Origin of the sequence: Deinococcus sp. LM3 (assembly GCF_002017875.1) — a bacterium.
Lineage (GTDB): Bacteria > Deinococcota > Deinococci > Deinococcales > Deinococcaceae > Deinococcus.
In genome coordinates this window covers 1,107,160-1,124,395 of record NZ_MUFV01000001.1, presented here as the reverse complement: position 1 = coordinate 1,124,395, position 17,236 = coordinate 1,107,160, and the positions used below count along the sequence as shown (strand labels likewise).

Annotated in this window: 17 protein-coding genes; 5 read left to right on the top strand and 12 right to left on the bottom strand. The window is 70.1% G+C overall.

What is annotated here, in order from left to right:
• Positions 1 to 96 precede the first annotated feature (96 nt).
• From BXU09_RS05250 to BXU09_RS05240, 3 genes are all read right to left on the bottom strand, one after another.
• Positions 97 to 1,029 (bottom strand): adenylate cyclase, encoded by a 933-nt coding sequence (locus BXU09_RS05250; RefSeq protein WP_144011986.1) that lies wholly within the window; start codon positions 1,027 to 1,029, stop codon positions 97 to 99.
• A 51-nt stretch (positions 1,030 to 1,080) separates the two neighbouring features.
• Entirely contained in the window at positions 1,081 to 1,947 is an 867-nt protein-coding gene (locus tag BXU09_RS05245) for an SDR family oxidoreductase (protein WP_078301010.1), read from the bottom strand.
• Positions 1,948 to 2,032: 85 nt separating this feature from the next.
• Positions 2,033 to 2,770 (bottom strand): enoyl-CoA hydratase-related protein, encoded by a 738-nt coding sequence (locus BXU09_RS05240; RefSeq protein WP_078301009.1) that lies wholly within the window; start codon positions 2,768 to 2,770, stop codon positions 2,033 to 2,035.
• Between the two features lie 125 nt (positions 2,771 to 2,895).
• Between BXU09_RS05240 and BXU09_RS05235 the strand changes: the two genes are divergently transcribed.
• Complete coding sequence (locus BXU09_RS05235; protein WP_078301007.1) at positions 2,896 to 4,518, top strand: ATP-binding protein; 1,623 nt, start codon at positions 2,896 to 2,898, stop codon at positions 4,516 to 4,518.
• On the top strand, positions 4,515 to 4,958 hold the full coding sequence (locus BXU09_RS05230) for a response regulator (protein WP_078301002.1): 444 nt from the start codon (positions 4,515 to 4,517) through the stop codon (positions 4,956 to 4,958). The genes BXU09_RS05235 and BXU09_RS05230 overlap by 4 nt, the downstream gene beginning before the upstream one ends.
• Before the next feature lie 96 nt (positions 4,959 to 5,054).
• On the opposite strand, the gene BXU09_RS05225 is transcribed toward BXU09_RS05230, so the two are convergent.
• The 4 genes from BXU09_RS05225 to BXU09_RS05210 all read right to left on the bottom strand — a co-directional run bounded on the left by BXU09_RS05225 (position 5,055) and on the right by BXU09_RS05210 (position 8,871).
• Positions 5,055 to 5,600: a hypothetical protein gene (locus tag BXU09_RS05225; RefSeq protein WP_078301000.1), complete on the bottom strand. Its 546-nt coding sequence runs from the start codon at positions 5,598 to 5,600 to the stop codon at positions 5,055 to 5,057.
• 112 nt (positions 5,601 to 5,712) lie between these two features.
• On the bottom strand, positions 5,713 to 6,597 hold the full coding sequence (gene pdxY / locus BXU09_RS05220; RefSeq protein ID WP_078300999.1) for a pyridoxal kinase PdxY: 885 nt from the start codon (positions 6,595 to 6,597) through the stop codon (positions 5,713 to 5,715).
• A gap of 36 nt (positions 6,598 to 6,633) precedes the next feature.
• Positions 6,634 to 8,175 carry a Ppx/GppA phosphatase family protein gene (locus BXU09_RS05215; protein ID WP_078300998.1) on the bottom strand — a complete coding sequence of 514 codons (1,542 nt, stop codon included), beginning with the start codon at positions 8,173 to 8,175 and terminating at the stop codon, positions 6,634 to 6,636.
• A gap of 48 nt (positions 8,176 to 8,223) precedes the next feature.
• Complete coding sequence (locus BXU09_RS05210; RefSeq protein ID WP_078300996.1) at positions 8,224 to 8,871, bottom strand: hypothetical protein; 648 nt, start codon at positions 8,869 to 8,871, stop codon at positions 8,224 to 8,226.
• On the opposite strand from BXU09_RS05210, the gene BXU09_RS20910 reads away from it, so the two are divergent.
• Positions 8,857 to 9,006: a hypothetical protein gene (locus tag BXU09_RS20910; RefSeq protein ID WP_168174564.1), complete on the top strand. Its 150-nt coding sequence runs from the start codon at positions 8,857 to 8,859 to the stop codon at positions 9,004 to 9,006. The two genes, BXU09_RS05210 and BXU09_RS20910, sit on opposite strands and share 15 nt — an antisense overlap.
• 593 nt (positions 9,007 to 9,599) lie before the next feature.
• Here BXU09_RS20910 and BXU09_RS05205 read toward each other — a convergent pair.
• Positions 9,600 to 10,655 (bottom strand): GNAT family N-acetyltransferase, encoded by a 1,056-nt coding sequence (locus BXU09_RS05205; protein WP_078300995.1) that lies wholly within the window; start codon positions 10,653 to 10,655, stop codon positions 9,600 to 9,602.
• 233 nt (positions 10,656 to 10,888) lie between these two features.
• Here BXU09_RS05205 and BXU09_RS05200 point away from each other — a divergent pair, with 233 nt between their 5' ends.
• The gene (locus tag BXU09_RS05200) at positions 10,889 to 11,443 is read left to right on the top strand and encodes a DUF99 family protein (RefSeq protein ID WP_078300994.1); all 555 of its coding nucleotides are present in this window, start codon (positions 10,889 to 10,891) and stop codon (positions 11,441 to 11,443) included.
• Between the two features lie 149 nt (positions 11,444 to 11,592).
• Here the strand turns inward: BXU09_RS05200 and BXU09_RS05195 are convergent, their stop codons facing one another.
• The gene (locus tag BXU09_RS05195) at positions 11,593 to 12,495 is read right to left on the bottom strand and encodes a transposase (protein WP_078299924.1); all 903 of its coding nucleotides are present in this window, start codon (positions 12,493 to 12,495) and stop codon (positions 11,593 to 11,595) included.
• Positions 12,496 to 12,927: 432 nt separating this feature from the next.
• On the opposite strand from BXU09_RS05195, the gene BXU09_RS05190 reads away from it, so the two are divergent.
• Positions 12,928 to 14,019: a DUF4384 domain-containing protein gene (locus BXU09_RS05190; protein WP_078300993.1), complete on the top strand. Its 1,092-nt coding sequence runs from the start codon at positions 12,928 to 12,930 to the stop codon at positions 14,017 to 14,019.
• Positions 14,020 to 14,112: 93 nt separating this feature from the next.
• Here BXU09_RS05190 and BXU09_RS05185 read toward each other — a convergent pair whose 3' ends face one another.
• The 3 genes from BXU09_RS05185 to BXU09_RS05175 all read right to left on the bottom strand — a co-directional run bounded on the left by BXU09_RS05185 (position 14,113) and on the right by BXU09_RS05175 (position 17,217).
• On the bottom strand, positions 14,113 to 15,837 hold the full coding sequence (locus BXU09_RS05185; RefSeq protein ID WP_078300991.1) for a M3 family oligoendopeptidase: 1,725 nt from the start codon (positions 15,835 to 15,837) through the stop codon (positions 14,113 to 14,115).
• A 42-nt stretch (positions 15,838 to 15,879) separates the two neighbouring features.
• Positions 15,880 to 16,740, bottom strand: coding sequence for a stage 0 sporulation family protein (locus BXU09_RS05180; protein WP_078300990.1), 861 nt, complete (start codon positions 16,738 to 16,740; stop codon positions 15,880 to 15,882).
• Between the two features lie 99 nt (positions 16,741 to 16,839).
• Positions 16,840 to 17,217, bottom strand: a complete 378-nt coding sequence (locus BXU09_RS05175; protein ID WP_078304772.1) for a RidA family protein — start codon at positions 17,215 to 17,217, stop codon at positions 16,840 to 16,842.
• Positions 17,218 to 17,236 lie beyond the last annotated feature (19 nt).

Here is a 17,236-nt window from a genome sequence, read left to right as displayed (position 1 = left end):
CTGACCAGAACGATCACCTGACCGGACAGGCATTGAACGTTCCTTCATCCACCCCGCGCACAGATCGGCCACCGCCGCAGCCCAGGTTCACGACCCCTACAGGTACACCTGACAGCCCCGCGCGATCAGCGCGTCGAAAGCGTCCGGCAGGCGTTCGATGCGGTTCCAGCGCAGGTCGAGTTTCCGCAGCCCCGGCAGGTGCGCCAGCCCCTCAGGGAGGGTGGTCAGCCCGTTGGCACGCAGGTCGAGGGTGTGCAGCGTGCCCAGGTCGCCCAGCGTGTCCGGAAGGTGTGTCAGCGCGTTGAAGCGCAGGTTCAGGGTCGTCAGGCGCGCCAGTTGCCCCAGCGAGTCCGGCAGTGCCGTCAGCGCGTTGCCCTGAAGGTCGAGTACCTCCAGCGCCCCGCACCCGCCCAGGCTGGCGGGCACCCCTGTCAGGCGGGTGTTCATGACGTGCAGTTCCCGCAGATTGCCCAGCGCCCCGAGGCTCTCCGGCAGGGCCTCCAGCGGGTTGCCATACAGCCTCAGTTCCGTCAGGGCGCGCAGCTCGCCCAGCCAGTCCGGCAGGCGCGTCAGGGCATTATCCGTGACGTTCAGGTACGTCAGCGACCCCAGGTGCCGCATGGACTCCGGCAGGGCCGTCAGCCCGTTGTGGCTCAGGTACAGGAACGCCAGCCGACCCAGCCCGCCGAACACGTCCGGCAGGGCGTCCAGCGCGTTGTGCCCCAGGTCCAGCATCCGCAGCTCGCGCAGGTCACCCAGCGCGTCCGGCAGCCTCTGGAACCGGTTGGCGGACAGGTTCAGCGTCCGCAACCCGGTGCGCGTCCACACCCAGTCCGGCACGACCGTCAGCGCGTTGTCGTACACGCTGAATGCAGTCATGTCCGGCGCGGCCTTCCGCTCCGGCAGCCCGCTCAGGCCCAGCCCATCCAGATTCACGCGCCGCACCCCCGACCAGTCCGGCGCGGCCAGCAGCGCTGCCCCCCGGACCTCGGAAAGATGCTGGTGAGTGGGCATCAGGGCAGCAGACATGCCCGCAGCGTACCGGCCGCGGGCATGGTCAGGAGGCTCAGGTGAGGTGGCTCAGTCTTTCTTGGGCAGGGCGAGGCCCATCTGCTGGTACATCTGGTACTGGGGGGCGCCGCCGAGCATGTTCTGGCCGCCGTCGACGGGCAGGATGACGCCCGTGACGTAGCTGGCGGCGTCACTGACGAGGAACAGGGCGGCGTTGGCGATGTCCTGGGGGATGCCGAAGCGGCCCAGCGGGACGGTGCTCATGAACTGGTGGCGGGTCTTCTCGTCGGGGGCGAGGCGGGCCATGCCTTCGGTGCCGTCGATGGGACCGGGGATGATGGCGTTCACGCGGATGCCGCGCAGGCCCCATTCGATGGCGAGGGTGCGGGTCAGGGCGTCCACGCCGGCCTTGGCGGCGACGACGTGCGCCTGCATGGGGACGGGGATGCCGTAGGCGCTGATGCTCAGGATGTTCCCGCCGGGGGTGGTCAGGTGGGGCGCGCAGGCTTTGATGGTGTGGTACGTGCCGAGCAGGTCGATCTCGACGACGGTCTTGAAGCCGTTGGGGCTGATGCCGTCGACCGGTGCGGGGAAGTTCCCGGCGGCTCCGGCGAGGACGATGTCGAACGGGCCGAAGGCTTCCACGGCCTGCGCGGCGGCGGCCTGCATGGCGGCGATGTCGCGCACGTCGGCGCTGACGCCGAGGGCCTGCCCGCCCGCGTCGATGATGCCCTGAGCGGCCTTCTGGGCTTTTTCGAGGTTGCGGCCCAGGATGGTCACCTTGCAGCCGTGTGCGGCGAAGCTCTGCGCGATGCCGAGGTTGATGCCGCTGCCGCCGCCGGTGATCAGGGCGTGCTTGCTGGCCAGCAGGTCGGGGCGGAAGGTGCTGTCGGCGGTGCCGGGTTGCAGGGTGCCGAGGGTGGGGGTCTGGGTCATGTGGGGTCTCCTTGGGATGGGGAATGGGGAATGGGGAATGGGGAATGGGGCGTGGTTCGGGGGTCGGGGGTCGGGGGAGCCGGCCTTACTTCAGGGCCTGTGCGAGGCCGCCGGCGGTCATGTGCTGGGCGTTCCAGCGCACGGCCGCCTCCAGACTCTGAGCGTGAGGCAGGTGCTCTTGCAGGGTGCGTTTGGTGCCCTCGACCGCGCGGGGCGGCAGGGCGGCCAGCCCCGCGGCGAGGGTGTCTGCCCGCTCGAACAGGGCGTCCGGGGTGGGCAGGATTTCGGTGATCAGGCCCCAGCGTTCGGCGGTGGGCGCGTCGATGGGGTCGCCGGTCAGGGCCAGGTGCGCGGTGCGGCCCGTGCCGATCAGGTGTGGCAGGCGTTGCAGGCCGCCCAGGTCGGCGGTGATGCCGAGCCGCACCTCGGGGAGGCTGAAGCGGGCGTCCGCGCTGGCGACGCGCAGGTCGCAGGCGCTGATCAGTTCCAGGCCCGCGCCGATGCACCAGCCGTGCACGGCGGCGATCACCGGGATGGGCAGCGCGGCGAACGCGTCGATGGCGGCGTGCATCTCGGCCACCACGGCGGCGAACGCGTCGGGATTCCCGAGGGTGGGGGCGATGACCGGGGCGCTGGCCCGGACATCCAGACCGGCGCTGAACAGGTCCTGGCCGCGCAGGATCAGCGCGCGGGCGCTGCCCAGCTCCGCCAGGACGCGCGGGATCTCGGGCCAGAAGGTCGGTCCCATGCTGCCCTTCTTGCTTGTCAGGGTCAGTGTGGCGACCTCACCCGCGTGGGTGAGACTCACGTTCTGAAATGTCATGCGTTTACTCTACCGCGCCGCAGTGAACCGGGTACAAAATAACCGGGTGTCACGTCCGGTCGGCTGGCCCGGCCCGCCGCTGCGAACCGGGCAGCGGGAGCGGGGGCCCTACAATGCGGGCCGACATGGCCGCCCCCGCCTCCCGCCCGCCCGACCTTGCACCTGCCACCGCGCCGCGCCGCCGCGCCGGACGCCCCAGCCTGCGGAGCTTCCTGCTGCGGCCGTTCCTGCTGCCGTTCACGCTGCTGCTGGGAGTGGGGGTGGCCGTCACGGTCGGCGTGCACCGCAACGAGGACCAGCTGCGTCTCGTATCGGACGCGCAGACGCGGATGCTGCTGCTGAACGACCTGAACACCCAGCTTTCCGTCATGGAGAACGGCGAACGCGGGTACGTCATCACCGGCGACCCCGACTTTCTCGCTCCGTACCGGGAGGGTGACGCGGCCTTCCGGGCGGCGGTGTTCGCCCTGCACGACCTGAGCGTCACGGACCTGCAACGCACGAACCTCGCCCGCGTGCAGAGCCTCGTGCTGCGCTGGCAGGAGGACGCCGCCCGGCCCGAGATCGCGGCGCGCAGCGACTCGCTGGCGCAGGCCGCGAGTCTGGTCCAGCAGGGCAAGGGCCGCGACCTGCTGAACGACGCGCGCGACATCATGTCCGTCATGCGCACCAACGAGAGCGGCCGCCTGAGCGCCGCCACGACCGCCAGCCAGTCCACCCTGGCCACCGTGCGGACCCTGACGGTGGGCGGCCTGCTGCTCTCGCTGGCGCTGCTGCTGCTGACCGCGTACCGCGTGACCCGCACCGTCACCCACAGCCTGAACGACCTGAACGCCGGGGCCACCGACATCGCCGCCGGGCAGTACCAGCGCCGCATGCCGGTCATGCCCGTGCGGGAACTCGCGCAACTGGGCGAGCAGTTCGACGTCATGGCGGCCGCCGTGCAGGAGCGCGAACAGGCCCTGCGTGAGAGCGCCGAGGCCCTGCGCGCCAGCAACACCCACCTGGAACGAAGCAACCGCGAACTCGAACAGTTCGCGTACGTCGCCAGCCACGACCTGCAAGAACCCCTGCGCACCATCGGCAGTTACACCGAACTGCTCGCCCGCCGTTACCAGGGGCAACTGGACGAACGCGCCGACCAGTACATCGCGTTCACGACCTCGGCCACGCAACGTATGAAGACCCTGATCCAGGACCTGCTGGCGTACTCCCGCGTGCGCAACGCCCCGCGCGCCACGCAGCCGGTCGACACGGCCGCGCTGGTCCGCGACATCACCGCCGACCTGGAACAGCAGATTCTGAGCGCGCAGGCGCAGGTGACGGCCCACGGGCTGCCGGTCATCCTCTCCAACCCGGAACTGATGCGGCACATCCTGCAGAACCTGATCGGGAACGCCCTGAAATTCCGCGACCCCACCCGCCCGGCGCTCGTGCAGGTCAGCGCCGAACGCACCCGGCACGCCGGGCAGGACCGCTGGGTCTTTCACGTGCAGGACAACGGCATCGGCATCGCGCCCGAGTACCATGAACGCATCTTCGGGGTCTTCCAGCGGCTGCACGGCATGGACGAGTACCCGGGCAGCGGCATCGGGCTGGCCGTCACGCGCAGCGCCGCCGAACAGCTCGGCGGGCAACTGTGGCTGGACAGCGAACCCGGCCAGGGCAGCACCTTCCACCTCGCGCTGCCTGTCGTGACCACCCCGGACCTGCCAGAACCCACCCCGCCCCAGGAGAAGCACGCATGACCGAACCCGTCGAAATTCTGCTTGTCGAGGACAACCCGGCCGACGTGATGCTCACGCGGGAAGCCTTCGAGGACGCCCAGTTCCCACACCGCCTGCACCACGCCCGCGACGGCCTGGACGCCCTGAACTTCCTGCGCCGCGCCGGCCCGCACCCCCAGGCCCCGCGCCCGGACGTGATCCTGATGGACCTGAACATGCCCCGCATGACCGGCCTGGAACTGCTGGACATCCTGAAAGAGGACGCCAGTCTGCGCAGCATCCCCGTGATCGTCCTGACCACCAGCCGCGCCGAGAGCGACATCTGGCGCAGCTACAACCTGCACGCCAACGCCTACATTCCCAAACCCGTCAGCCTGCTGGAATTCGAGGACGTGATCCGCACCCTGGGGAACTTCTGGTTCCGCAAGGTCGCCCTGCCCCACCCGCCCGAAGCCGACTGATCCACGGTCGCCCGGCGCCGTCAGAACAGACAGCAGGAGAAGGGACCCCGGATCGCTCTGGGGTCCCTTCTCACCTGGGGTTCAGTTCAGAGGTGCTTACATCGTGCGGCGGCTGAGCTGCCCGCCGCTCACGTACTCGCCGCCGTGACGGATGGCGGCGGCCTCGACCACGTCGGCCGGCACGCTGTCATCCACGGCGACCGTGCGCCCACCGTTGGTGTGGGTGGTGTTCAGGCGGTCGTAGTAGTCGGCGTCGGCGTCATAGTAGTCGCCCGTCTCATCGACGCCCATCGCGCCGCCGGTCGCGCCGACCGCCGCGCCCACCCCGGAACCCAGCGCCGCCATGCCCAGGATGACCGGGAGGGCCAGACCGCCGGTCGCGACGGTCGCGCCGGTCGCGATGATCCCGGCGACAGCGCCCACGGCCGCGCCGACCCCGGTGCCCTTCACGGCGCCGGCCCCGGCGTCCTCGGCGGTGCCGCCGCCATCGGTGACGACGGTGTCCGTGGTGGCGGGGGCGGTCATGTCACCGCGGCGGGTGACGGTCGCGCGGCCCATGGTGGGGGCGATCACTCCCTGCGCCTGCAGGTCAGCGGTGAAGGCGTCGGCGGCGGCGGCGGTCGGGAAGATGATGTGTTTCATGCCCACAGTCTTTCCCGGCTCAGCGGCCCGACCGTGAGAGGGCGTACAAGCGGACTTGGCCGGACCCTGACGGGACCCTGAGACGCGCCTCATCTGACCGGCCCCGAACGGGCTATCCGACCTGCTGGGCCTCGAACAGCCGCGCGGGCTTCACGAACTCGTCCTGCGCGGCCACCAGCTGAATCTCGCGGGTGCCGGCGGCGTGCGTGCGGCTCAGCAGGCCGAACAGGGCGCTCATGGACAGACTCAGCGCCTGCGCGGCCTGACCGGACTTCAGGTAATGCCCCAGGAACAGCGCGGCGATGGCGTCCCCGGTGCCGTTGCGGGGCGGGTCCAGCGGCAGCAGCGGCGTGCGGCACAGCCATGCCCCGTCGTCCGTGACGGCCAGCGTCTCGATGCTGTTCTCGGGCGCCCCGCTGCGGACCAGACTGGTCAGCAGCACCACGCGCGGCCCACCCGCCCGCATCCGCTCCCGCAGCGCGCGCGCCGCGTCCAGCGCGTGCTCCAGCGTGTCCACCGTCACGCCGGTCAGGAGTTCCAGCTCGAACTGGTTGGGCGTCACGATGTCCGCCTCCGGAATGGCCTGCGCCGCGATCAGGTCTGGCAGTTCCGGCCGCACGAACACCCCGCGCCCCACGTCGCCCATCACGGGATCGCAGGCGTACAGCGCCTCCGGGTTCGCAGTGCGCACGCGCCGCACGGCGTCCACGACTGCCGCGACCGTCCCCTCGCTGCCCATGTAGCCGCTCAGGACCGCGCCGCACTCCGGCAGCACCCCGCGCGCCTCGATGCCGTCGATCAGGTCCGCGACCGCCTCGGGCGGGAAGACCGCGCCCGTCCACGCGCCGTACCCGGTGTGATTACTGAACTGCACCGTGTGAATCGCCCAGACCTCGAAGCCCAGGCGTTGCAGGGGAAACACGGCGGCCGCGTTCCCCACGTGCCCGAAACTGACCCACGACTGAATGCTCAGGATGTTCTGCGGCGTGCCCGTCATGCCCGCAGGATACCCGCCCGCGCGCCGGCCGCCCCGTCAGGGAGCGCGCAGCGTGAGCGGCCCGAATACCCGCGCCCACAGGTCCGCCTTGTCCCGCGCGCCCGCCAGGTCCAGCGGCGTGGCCCCCGACACCCTCAGTTCCCAGCTGCCGTCCGCCGCGCGGCGCAGTCCCTCCAGTCGCGATCCGCCCGCGTGCGAGCGGTCCAGGCCGTCCGCGACGCGCAGCACCGCCGCCAGCCGCGTCACCCGCGCCCGGTCCTCCGAACCGAGCGCCATGAACTCCGCGTGCGACGGCTTCGGCGGACTCTTGCGGTGGTAGCGGGCCAGTTGCGCGATCAGCTCGATCTCACGCGGACTGAAGCCGCGTAGTTCCGCGTGCCGGATCAGGTACGCCGAGTGCTTGTGGTGCGCACTCTGCGCCACGATCTGCCCCACCTCGTGCAGCGCGCCCGCCGCCGTCAGCAGGCTGCGGTCCTCGTGATCGACCGGCTCGCCCGCCGCGTGCAGCGCGTCCAGCAGCGCCCGCGACAGCGCCGCCACCTGCCGCGAATGAGACAGGTTCGCGCCGAAACGCTCGGCGGTGCCCAGCACGCTCCGCTGCCGCGCACTCAGCGCCGACCGGTACGCCTGGAACCGCGACAGTTCCTCGATCAGCATCCCCTCGCGCAGCGCCCCCTCGCTGACCGTCACCTCGGACGCCCCCAGCACCGTCAGCGCCGCGTGCAGCGTCGCCAGACCCGCCACGACCGTCTCCGCGCGCCGCTCCAGGCCCGGTATGCGCGCCCGTGCCGCCACCTTCAGGCCCCGCACGTGCTCCAGCAGCGCGCCCAGCTCGGCCACCGTGAAACTCACGCCGTTCACGCCCTCCGGCCCGTCCCCGCCGCTGCCCGCACCGCCCCCCGCGCCGCGCCGCGCCACGATGGCGGCCGCCGCCCCCTCGGCCGTACCGCTCGACAGCACCACCCGCGTGCCGGGCCGCACCCGGAACCGCTCCGCGTACGGCGAGAGCGCCGCGCGCACCGCGTCGGCCAGCGCCTGCACCTCCCGCCGCGCCGCCGGTTCGGACCGGATGAACGCCCCCGTCATGCGGATCCCGCCCAGCGGCAGGCTCAGCACGTCACGCGGCCCCTGCCCGTCCCCGCGCACGAACTCCAGGCTGCCGCCCCCCAGGTCCAGCAGCACGTTGTCCTCACCCAGCTCCACCGCGTGCGCCGCGCCCAGGTACGTCAGTTCCCCCTCACGCTCCCCCGAGATGATCGCCGGGTACACCCCCGTCCGGGCCAGCATCCGCCCCGCCACCTCCGCCCCGTTCGGCGCCTCACGCAGCGCACTCGTGGCGTACACGTGCACCTCGGCCACGCCCGCCGCCGACGCCAGCTCCCGGAACCGCGTCAGGGCCGACGCCAGCCGGTCCTCACCCTCCGGCGACAGGTTCCCCGCCCCGTCCAGGCACTCGCCCAGCCGCGTGCGGTCCTTCAGGGCGTCCAGCACCCGGAAGCCCCCCGCGTCCCCCTGCGCCGCCTCGGCAATCAACAGGTGACTGGAATTCGTGCCCACATCCGCAACGGCGACTCTCATGACAGGCAGCCTAACGGCTTTTGCCGGAGGGAACGGATCACGCTCCCTTCAGCCTTCCGCCGGGGGTAACCACAGGCGTTTGAAGTCGATGCGGCCGTACGCGTCCGGGTGCACGTCGCGGATCAGGGGGTGCAGGGAGCGGCGTTTCACGCGGTGGTGCGTCAGGTGCAGGTGGTGCCCGCCCAGCAGCAGCGCCTCGGCGCGGTCCAGGATGGCCTCCAGCGCCGCGTGGTCCGGCGCGCTGCGGTAGCCGTCCAGCAGGGCGTCCACGCTGCGCAGCGTGGCGGGGGGCAGCAGGCGGCGGAACAGCAGTTCCGGCTGCTTCAGCGCCGACCAGAACGAGAGGTGCTCGTCCGACCCGGCGATCTCGCCCAGAAAGGCGAGGTCCACATCGTCCCCGGCGTCCGGCAGGGCGTCCAGCGGCGCGGGAACGACCTGCATGGGCAGGCCGAGACGGGCGGCGCGCGCGGCCAGCCAGTCGGCCTCCTGCCGCGCGCCGGGCAGGTCCAGCACCCAGAGGCGCAGCGGCGGCCCGGCGTACGCGGCCTGAGCCAGTAGCGCCTGCGCCCGCGCCAGCGAGTGCCCGCGGGGCGGGCGGCCCAGACTGCGCCGGGGCAGGAACGACGTGGCGGGCAGCAACCGCTCGGGACGGCCCGTTTCCTGCCAGAACGCGCGGATGTCGTGCAACTCGATCACCGCCTCGCGCAGCGCGGCCGACCGGGCGGCGGGGCGGGCATGGGGGTGGCGCTACTCGCGCTGGGGGCCCTGGGCAGCCTGCTGACTGCGCTGGCACTCCGTCGGACGGCTGGGGCGGAGCTGGCCCGCGCCTGAACTGGTTCGGTTGAGGGGGGAAGGGGGGCGCCTGTGGCAGGCTTTCCGGGTGCTGCCCCACCCCCCAGCCCCCATCCCCAGGGGGGACGGGGGAGCAGTCGTTGCACTGGGCAAGAGTTTTTACTCCTGCGGCGGAGGTGTGGTGGGCGGTGACGGGTCCGGCTTCGACGCCATCCTGCCGCCCCCCTCGCAGGCCCGCGCGCTGCGCGCACGACGGCCGGTGGTGGTCTGCTGTCAGGGGCAGGGCAACCGGATAAACGCCGCTGATCGACTTTGAAAAGAGAGCTGTTGCAGTAGCTGGAAAAAGTAGAACCTTCCAGCACGCACCAAGAATTGTGGCCACACAGGCGTCGTGGCAACGCGGCCCGTCGTGCGCGCAGCGCGCGGGGCGAACGCCGCGAAGCCGGAGGCGTGCAGCCCCATACGTGGCCGTCCCCGCACCATGCCCGCCGACCACCTCGGCGAAATACCTGCCCAGTGCCAACGCTGGCTCCCCCTGCCCCCCTGGGGTAGGGGGCTGGGGGTGGGGAAGCACACGGGAGGCCTGCCGCCAGGCGCAACCAGACGACATCAAACTCAATCTGCAATCCGCGTTACCCGAGTTTCAGTTGCCACTCGGTGAAGGTGCTGTACGGCGCGAAGCCCAGTGCCACGTTGATGCCCAGCATGGGGGCGTTTTCGTTGGCGTTGTGGGTCTGCACGGCGCGCGCGCCGGGGCAGTGCGCCTGCACGTGCCGCAGCATGGCGGCCTTCAGCCACTTGCCCAGGCCCCGGCCGCGTGCTTCGGGGCGCACGGCGGTGGCGCCCTGGTAGACCAGTGCGGCGCGGTCCGGGTGCCAGAAGACCTCGCTGTACCCGTCGAGCTGGCCGCTGCGGGTGTCCTCGGTGGCCATCAGGAAGCGGGTGTCGCCGGCTTCGTCGATCATGGCGTCCCAGGCGCGGATCATCTCGGGCGTGATGGTCCAGTCGTCCTGTTCCAGGTCGCCTCTGGGGGCGGTGTTCATGACCATCATCATGTCGGCCAGGCGGGTCAGGTAGGCGTCTGGGACGGTCGTCCAGATGTGCAGGCGGTACGGGTCGCCGTCCGGGCGGGCCTGCCAGCGGGTCAGCAGGTCGGGGTCGAGGTCCGCGAGGGTCGCGCGGCTCTGGCGCATGGGCAGGGCGGGCGTGGCCCCCAGGCGGCGCGCGAAGGCCTCGGCGGCGGGAACGCGGCTGCCGGTGCCGAAGGTGAGCGTCGTGAGTCCCTGGGCGCGGGCGGCGGCCTCCGCCTGCGTCCACAGGGCGCGGCCCAGCCCGGCGCGGCGGCGCTGCGGGTGGACGTTCAGGCGCACGTGGCCCAGGTGGGTGTTCTGCACGGTATCGAAGCTCAGCTGCGCGTACCCGATGGCGGCGGTGCCGTCCCACACGGCGAACGCGACGAGGCGTTCGGTGGGCAGCAGGTGCGAGAGTCCCTGCGCTTCCTGCGCCGGGATCAGGGGTGGATCTTCCGGGTAGGCGGCGGCGAAACTGACGGCCAGCAGTTCCCCGACCGCGAGGCGCTGCGCGGGCGTGGCGGTCGCCGGATCGAAGGGCTGCACGCCGGGCGGCGTGACCGGCGGGGCGGGGGAGGGTTGGTCCGTCGTGTGGGCGGTGGTCGGGGTCGGGGTCATATCTCCAGTGTCCTCCTGGCCGGTCAGGGGTGAATGCGCCAGATGGCTCATCGGACTCCGATTGAAGGGGCTGCAAAGACCCTTCAATCCGAGCGGGGCGAGCAGGAGAGAAACGGGTTCCGGACGTGGAGTTGGCAACCCGGTGATGTTCCGGGTTGTTAACGAAACAGACGGAATCCGTATCAGCGCGCCGTAGGCCGGGTGCGGCTGGCAGGCGCGTTACCCTGGGGGGTGTGTTCGCTCACGCCATCGGTTTCGACGACGCTCCGTTCGCGCACGGCTGGCGGGGAGACGTGCCGGTCATCGGGACGGTGTACGCGCGCACGACCCTGCACGGCGTGGTCAGTGGGCGCGTGCGGCGCGATGGGCGCAACAGCACCGCCGAACTGGCCCGACTGGTGAACCGTTCGCCCGATCACCTGCAACTGATCCTGCTTCAGGGGATCGCGCTGGCGGGCTTCAACGTGGTCGACCTTCACGCGCTGCACGCGCAGACGGGAAGGCCGGTGCTGGTCGTGGCCCGGCGAGATCCGGACCTGCCGCGCCTCCGCGAGGCGCTACTGACCAGGGTGCCGGGCGGGCGGCGCAAGTGGTCGCTGATCGAGGCGGCCGGCCCGATGGAGCCGTGCGGGCCGGTGTTCGTGCAGCGCGCGGGCCTCACGCACGCCCAGGCGCAGGAGGCCCTGCGGACCTTCACGGTCACCGGGAACGTGCCCGAACCGCTGCGGGCCGCGCACCTGATCGCGGGCGGCGTCACGCGCGGGCACAGCGCCGGCCAGCGCGCCTGATACGGACTCCGATTGAATGGGCTGCAAAGCCCGTTCAATCCGAGCGAAGCGAGTGGGAGCAAAACGGGTTCCGGACGTGGAGCCGGCAATCCGGTGAAGTTCCGGATTGTTGGCGAAACAAACGGAATCCGCTGGGAGCCTGACATAAATCATGAGAAACCCTGAACGACGTTCCAGCCGAATGGCGATCGTCGACGACGTGACGGTTCAGGATCACAGGCCTGGGAGAGGCGCAGCCTCTCCAGGACTGGCGTTCGACGTGTCAATGCCTGGCGAATGGCACGCAACCCTATCTGCGCATAACTCAAGCCCCGTGTCCAGTGTGGATCGACCTCCCGTCGTTTCCCCTCCTCCGTGACGGCAGTTCCCTCGCTCAAGACCATCAGGTACGCCATTCCCAGCACGCACCAGAGTTTCTCCAGTTGGTGCGCCTGATCCAGGCGTGTATCCTCCAGGTTGAATGCCCCGCTCTTCAGGTCGAGGAAGGATTCCTCGACCTGAGTACGTTGGTGATACTCCGCAAATGTTCGCCTGTTGCAGGGCTGATTACTCACGATGAACCACGGATCACGCTGCCCAAAGGGCCGCACTGCCGCGATGTTCACGGGCCCGTACTTCTGCCCCGTGACGTACACCCCATGCCGCACGACCAACTGACCGTGTTGGCTGAGCTGTGACTGAAATTGCCCCAAGGACGCTCCGTTCTGATCAAAGAGGTGGATGGGACCCTTGCCGCGCATCATCCACCGCCATCTGAAGGTGGTGAAGTCGTCCATCAACGTGTGATCCAGGAAGCCCCGGTCTGCATAGATGCAGACCTCTTCGACCTGTGGCAGGTGAACGAGCAGACACTGGACACTGGCCAGCACAGGGTAAATCTCCTGATTCCCCACCGTAGAACTGCCATGACGGATGACACGCCAGGACAGCGGCACGGCACGCCCCCGGTAGAGGAGGGAGACGCAGATCACGCACCAGCGTTTGAACAGGAGAGTGGTGTCCAGGGCGAGGGTGATGCGGGCATCACCCCAGTCACGCAGTGCGACCTGCATGAGGTGCTGGTAGACCGCGCGCCAGGGGACGGTGGAAGACGTCAGTGCGCGGAGGAATCGTCGTTCATGACTCTGGGCGTATCGGGCTCGGGAGACCACGAAAGGAGCACCACGCGGCTGGGTGAGGAATGCAGGTCAGGAGGAGGCCGGCAACCATCCAGGCGAACGTTCGGGCATGTCGCTGATCCGACCATGGGGCAGTTCGCAGGAGGTCGAAGATGCGGTGGAATAGGATGGAGGCGTCCCCGTCAGTGTGCTGTTCTTGTTTCATGGCCATTCAAGAATGCCCCGTCGGGGGCATTCTCATCATTTGTGTCAGGCTCCCAGCGGAATCCGTATGAGCGGATGCCCATCTTTACACTCCCCTGAATTCTGAACGCTTCCGTCAGGTGCCATCAGCCGCCCGTCACGCGGGCGCGGCACACTGCCCGTATGAAAAGCACCCTGACCGCCCTGCTCGCCCTCGGTACCGTCGCCCAGATCAGCACCGCCTCCGCCGCGCCGAAGATCAGCGCGCAGAGCATCATCGTGAACCCCACCACGCCCGACCTGAATGTCAGCGTCCGCGTGAACAAGGACACCACCGGCGCGCAGAACCCCGCGTACCGCATCGACGAGAAGATCAGCATCAGCACCACCGTCAACCGGGATGCGTACGTGTACCTGTTCAACGTCAACCCCGACGGCAGCGTCGATCAGGTCCTCCCCAACCGCCTGAGCGGCGCGAACTTCGTGAAGGCGAACACCACCACCACCTTCCCGGCCGCCGACGCGAACTTCACGTACACCGTGGGCGGCCCCATCGGGCAGAACAAGGTGCTGGCCCTCGCCAGTCTCACGCCGCTGAACCTCGACCAGATCAGCTCCTTCAAGACCGCGCAGGACCAGTTCGCCACCGTGACCGCCAAGGGCCAGGACGGGCTGGCGCAGGCCCTGAGCATCGTCGTCACCCCGCTCCCGCAGAACAGCTGGGTCAGCGACACGGCCTTCTACACGGTCGCCGCGCAGAACCCCGTCACGACCGGCAGCCTGTTCGTCGGCACGAACGTCTCGGGCGCCACCGTCACCCTGAACGGCCAGCGGCTGGGCGGCGCGAACGTGACCTACAGCAACCTGCGCGCCGGCACGTACCCCGTCCGTGTCCAGGCCCCCGGGTACAGTGACTACACCACCACCGTCACCATCCGTGCGGGCGGCACCACCAACGTGAACGTGGAATTCGCCCAGGCCTTCACGCCCGCCCCGGCCCCCGTCAGCACGGGCAACAACGTGCTGGACTTCATCGGCACGCTGCTGGGCGCCATCACCAACAACCAGATGCAGGACCCCGCCCGCAGCGCCTACGACCGCAAGGTCAGCGACCTGCAGGGCCAGGGCTACGCGCTCCAGCAGACCCGCCAGACGAACACCGGCTTCGTGGGCACGCTCGTCAAGGGCGGCAGCACCGTCACCCTGACCGTGGACCGTGGCGCGAACCGCACAGTGCGCGTGAACGTCAGCGAGACCACCACCTACCGCTACTGATCAGGACTCAGGTTGGACGGCCTTGCGGGGCCTTCCAACCCGAGCAGACAACGCCCCGGACCCTGTGAAGGTCCGGGGCGCTGTCCTGCCGCTTCAGCCGGGCAGTTGCGTTTTGATGAAGGCCATCAGGCCCCGGATGTGTTCGCGGTCGAAGCGGAACTCCACCCCGGCCGCGCGGTACAGGTCCGGCACGCTGACGGTGCTGCCCAGGCGCAGGCTGGCCCTGTAGCGGGCGAGCGCTCCGGCCGGGTCTGCCTGCGCGCCGCGCCACACGCCGACCGCCGCGAGGTAACACATGGCGTACTCGATGTAGTAGAAAGGCACCTGGAACACGTGGTAGTACTGCCAGCCCTTGGCGCGCACGCGCTCGTCCAGCCCTTCCCAGTTCACGAACGGGTGGAAGGTCCGGTCCAGTTCCAGCCACCGGGCGTCCAGGTCGGCGATGGTCACGTTCTCGGGCGCCTCGGCGTACAGCCAGTGCTGGAAGGCGTCCATCTGCGCCGCCCACGGCAGGAACGCCACGACACCCTGCAGCTGCTTCTCGCGGTAGCGGCCCAGTTCTTCCGGCGTGAACACGTGCCCCAGGTGGTCCAGGGTCAGGAATTCCATGGCCATGCTGGGAATCTCCACGAACTCGATGGGACTCCAGCGGTTCCACACGAGAGGTTGCGCGTCGCCGCTGTAGAAACCGTGGAAGGCGTGCCCGACCTCGTGGAACAGCACGCGCACGTCCTCGGCGGTGCCGACCACGTTCATCAGCACGAACGGTTCGTTGCGGGTCGGGAAGTACTGGCAGTACGCGTGCGTCATCTTGCCGGGCCGGGATTCCAGGTCCAGCAGGCCGCCGCGCATCTGCCGGAAGCGCGCGGCGAGGTCGGCGTCCAGGCTCTCGAAGGCCGCCTCGGCCAGCGTCTCCAGTTCCTGCCCGGTGCGGAAGGGTTTCAGGGACTCGCGGCCCTGCGGGTCGAGGAGGTTGTTGCGGTTGTAATCCCAGGGGCGCACGCTCTCCAGGCCCAGCCCGTCGGCAATGCCGCGCACGATCCTCGCGGCCAGCGGCACGACCTCGTCCCGCACCGCCTCGTGGAAGGCGGCGCAGTCGGCGGGCGTGTAGTCCACGCGGTCCAGCGCCCGCCACTGGTAGTCACGGAAGGTGGGCAGGTCGGCGTTACGGGCCAGCTGCCAGCGCGTGCCGATCAGGTCCAGCATCACGCCGTCCAGTTCGTCGGCCACGCCCAGGTTGCTGTCGCTCAGGGCGCGCCACGCCGCCTCGCGCGCCGCGCGGTCCGGGCTGTCCAGGCGCTGCTTGGCCTGCGGGATGGTCAGCGTCTCGCCGTTCAGGGTGACCGTCTGGTTGCCGGTCGCGACCGAGTAGCGGTTCTTCTGCGCCTCGTGCGTGACGCCCAGGGTCACGTTCGCCTCGCGGTACAGCGCCGCGCCGTCACGCATCCGCCGGAAGTTCAGCGCGAAGTCCGGGGCGGGCACGAAGTCCGGCACGGCCAGCAGTTTCTCCTTCAGGGCCTGCTCGGCCCGCTCGACCTGCGGCAGCACCTGCGCCACGAACGTCTGGTAGCGTTCCTGGATGTCCGGGCGGTCCGTGTGCAGGTCGGCGTGCGTGGACAGCCGCGCGGCGACGTCCGTGACCGCGCTGCCGACCGCGTTCCACCCGGTCAGCCAGTCGGGCACCCCGGCGGCGTCCAGCGGGGCGTCCAGCAGCGCCCGGTACCGTCCGGCGAACGCTTCCCACTGGGAATCGTCGGCCGGGACGAATAGCTTGGCCTCGACGGCACTCAGGGCGGATGGACTGTCGGTGGTGGTCATTCCCGCGAGTGTACGCGAGCCGCGGGCCGCGCGGCCGCCGACTTACCGGTCGCGGGCCGGTTTACCCGGACGCCCGCCGCGCCCGCCGTCCGGCAGGGCCTTGATCTCGGCCTCGGTCAGGCGGCGCAGCTCGGTGGCGGGCACGTCCGTCAGGACGCCCTGATCGGTGAACACGTCCACCGTGCCGGCCAGCGGGTGCAGTTTCGTGACCTTCCCGCACGCGCCGCTCGCCTCGTGGCACACGCGGGCGTTCTTGCGCGGCAGGTCCTTGAGCAGGTCCAGGTACTGGGTGTGCTCGAACTGCAGGCAGCACAGCAGCCGCCCGCACGGCCCCGAGAGTTTCTCCGGGTTCAGCGGGAGCTGCTGGTCGCGGGCCATGCGGATACTGACCGGCGCGAAGTCCTGCAGGTGCGTCGAGGAGCAGTTCTCGCGCCCGCAGGCGCCCAGCGTGCCGATCATCTGCGCCTGCTCGCGCGGCCCGACCGCTGCGAAGTTCACGCGGGCGCGGGTGTGGGCGCGCACCTCGCCGATCAGGCCGGACAGTTCGATGCGTTCGTCGGCGCTGTAACTGACCGTCACGAGGCTCTCGTCGAGCGTGAACTCGACCGCCACGACCTTCACCGGCAGGTTCTTCTGGCGGGCGCGGGCGCGCAGCAGCCACTTGAGGTCCTCACCGGACGCGTGCAGCGCCTCCCAGCGGCCCAGATCGTCGGGTGTGGCGGCCCGCAGCACCGCCCCGTACCGCCCCTGCGGTTCAGGCGGGGCCGCCTCGCCGCGCACGGTGGCGACCTCCGGGCCGCGTTTGCCCTGCACCACGACCCGCGTACCGACCGCGTGAGCCTCTTCACTCAGCATGGCGTGAAGGCGTGGACTGCGCTCGAAGCGGACCGGCAGGACAAACATTACGCGCAGAATGTCACGCCGCGCCCCGCAGCGTCGAGACCCGGTGCACAAACCCCGCCGGGAGAGCGTTCCGGCGGGGCGCGCGGCGGGCCGGTACGGTCAGTGCCGCTCGGCGATCACCTCGATCTCCACGCGCACGTCGCGCGGCAGGCGGGCCACCTGCACGGTGCTGCGCGCCGGGTAGGGCGCGCGGAAGTGCGATTCGTACACGGCGTTCATGGCGGCGAATTCGTTCATGTCGGCCAGGAACACCGTCGTCTTGACCACGCGGTCGAGGTCGGTGCCGGCGGCCTCCAGCACGGCCCTGAGGTTCGCGATGACCTGCTCGGTCTGCTCGGTCACGCCGCCACTCACGAGTTCCCCGGCGGGCGTCAGGGGAATCTGCCCGCTGGTGATGACCAGGTTTCCGAAGGAGACGGCCTGGCTGTACGGGCCGATGGCGGCGGGAGCGTCCGGCGTCTGGATGATGTCTTTCATGCCTCCGAGCATACCGGGC

Bases quoted from the DNA above. Each gene is read 5' to 3' on its own strand.
- BXU09_RS05250 (WP_144011986.1), bottom strand. From the start codon at position 1,029: ATGTCTGCTGCCCTGATGCCCACTCACCAGCATCTTTCCGAGGTCCGG.
- BXU09_RS05245 (WP_078301010.1), bottom strand. From the start codon at position 1,947: ATGACCCAGACCCCCACCCTCGGCACCCTGCAACCCGGCACCGCCGAC.
- BXU09_RS05240 (WP_078301009.1), bottom strand. From the start codon at position 2,770: ATGACATTTCAGAACGTGAGTCTCACCCACGCGGGTGAGGTCGCCACA.
- BXU09_RS05235 (WP_078301007.1), top strand. From the start codon at position 2,896: ATGGCCGCCCCCGCCTCCCGCCCGCCCGACCTTGCACCTGCCACCGCG.
- BXU09_RS05230 (WP_078301002.1), top strand. From the start codon at position 4,515: ATGACCGAACCCGTCGAAATTCTGCTTGTCGAGGACAACCCGGCCGAC.
- BXU09_RS05225 (WP_078301000.1), bottom strand. From the start codon at position 5,600: ATGAAACACATCATCTTCCCGACCGCCGCCGCCGCCGACGCCTTCACC.
- pdxY (WP_078300999.1), bottom strand. From the start codon at position 6,597: ATGACGGGCACGCCGCAGAACATCCTGAGCATTCAGTCGTGGGTCAGT.
- BXU09_RS05215 (WP_078300998.1), bottom strand. From the start codon at position 8,175: ATGAGAGTCGCCGTTGCGGATGTGGGCACGAATTCCAGTCACCTGTTG.
- BXU09_RS05205 (WP_078300995.1), bottom strand. From the start codon at position 10,655: ATGACCCCGACCCCGACCACCGCCCACACGACGGACCAACCCTCCCCC.
- BXU09_RS05195 (WP_078299924.1), bottom strand. From the start codon at position 12,495: ATGCAGGTCGCACTGCGTGACTGGGGTGATGCCCGCATCACCCTCGCC.
- BXU09_RS05190 (WP_078300993.1), top strand. From the start codon at position 12,928: ATGAAAAGCACCCTGACCGCCCTGCTCGCCCTCGGTACCGTCGCCCAG.
- BXU09_RS05185 (WP_078300991.1), bottom strand. From the start codon at position 15,837: ATGACCACCACCGACAGTCCATCCGCCCTGAGTGCCGTCGAGGCCAAG.
- BXU09_RS05180 (WP_078300990.1), bottom strand. From the start codon at position 16,740: ATGTTTGTCCTGCCGGTCCGCTTCGAGCGCAGTCCACGCCTTCACGCC.
- BXU09_RS05175 (WP_078304772.1), bottom strand. From the start codon at position 17,217: ATGAAAGACATCATCCAGACGCCGGACGCTCCCGCCGCCATCGGCCCG.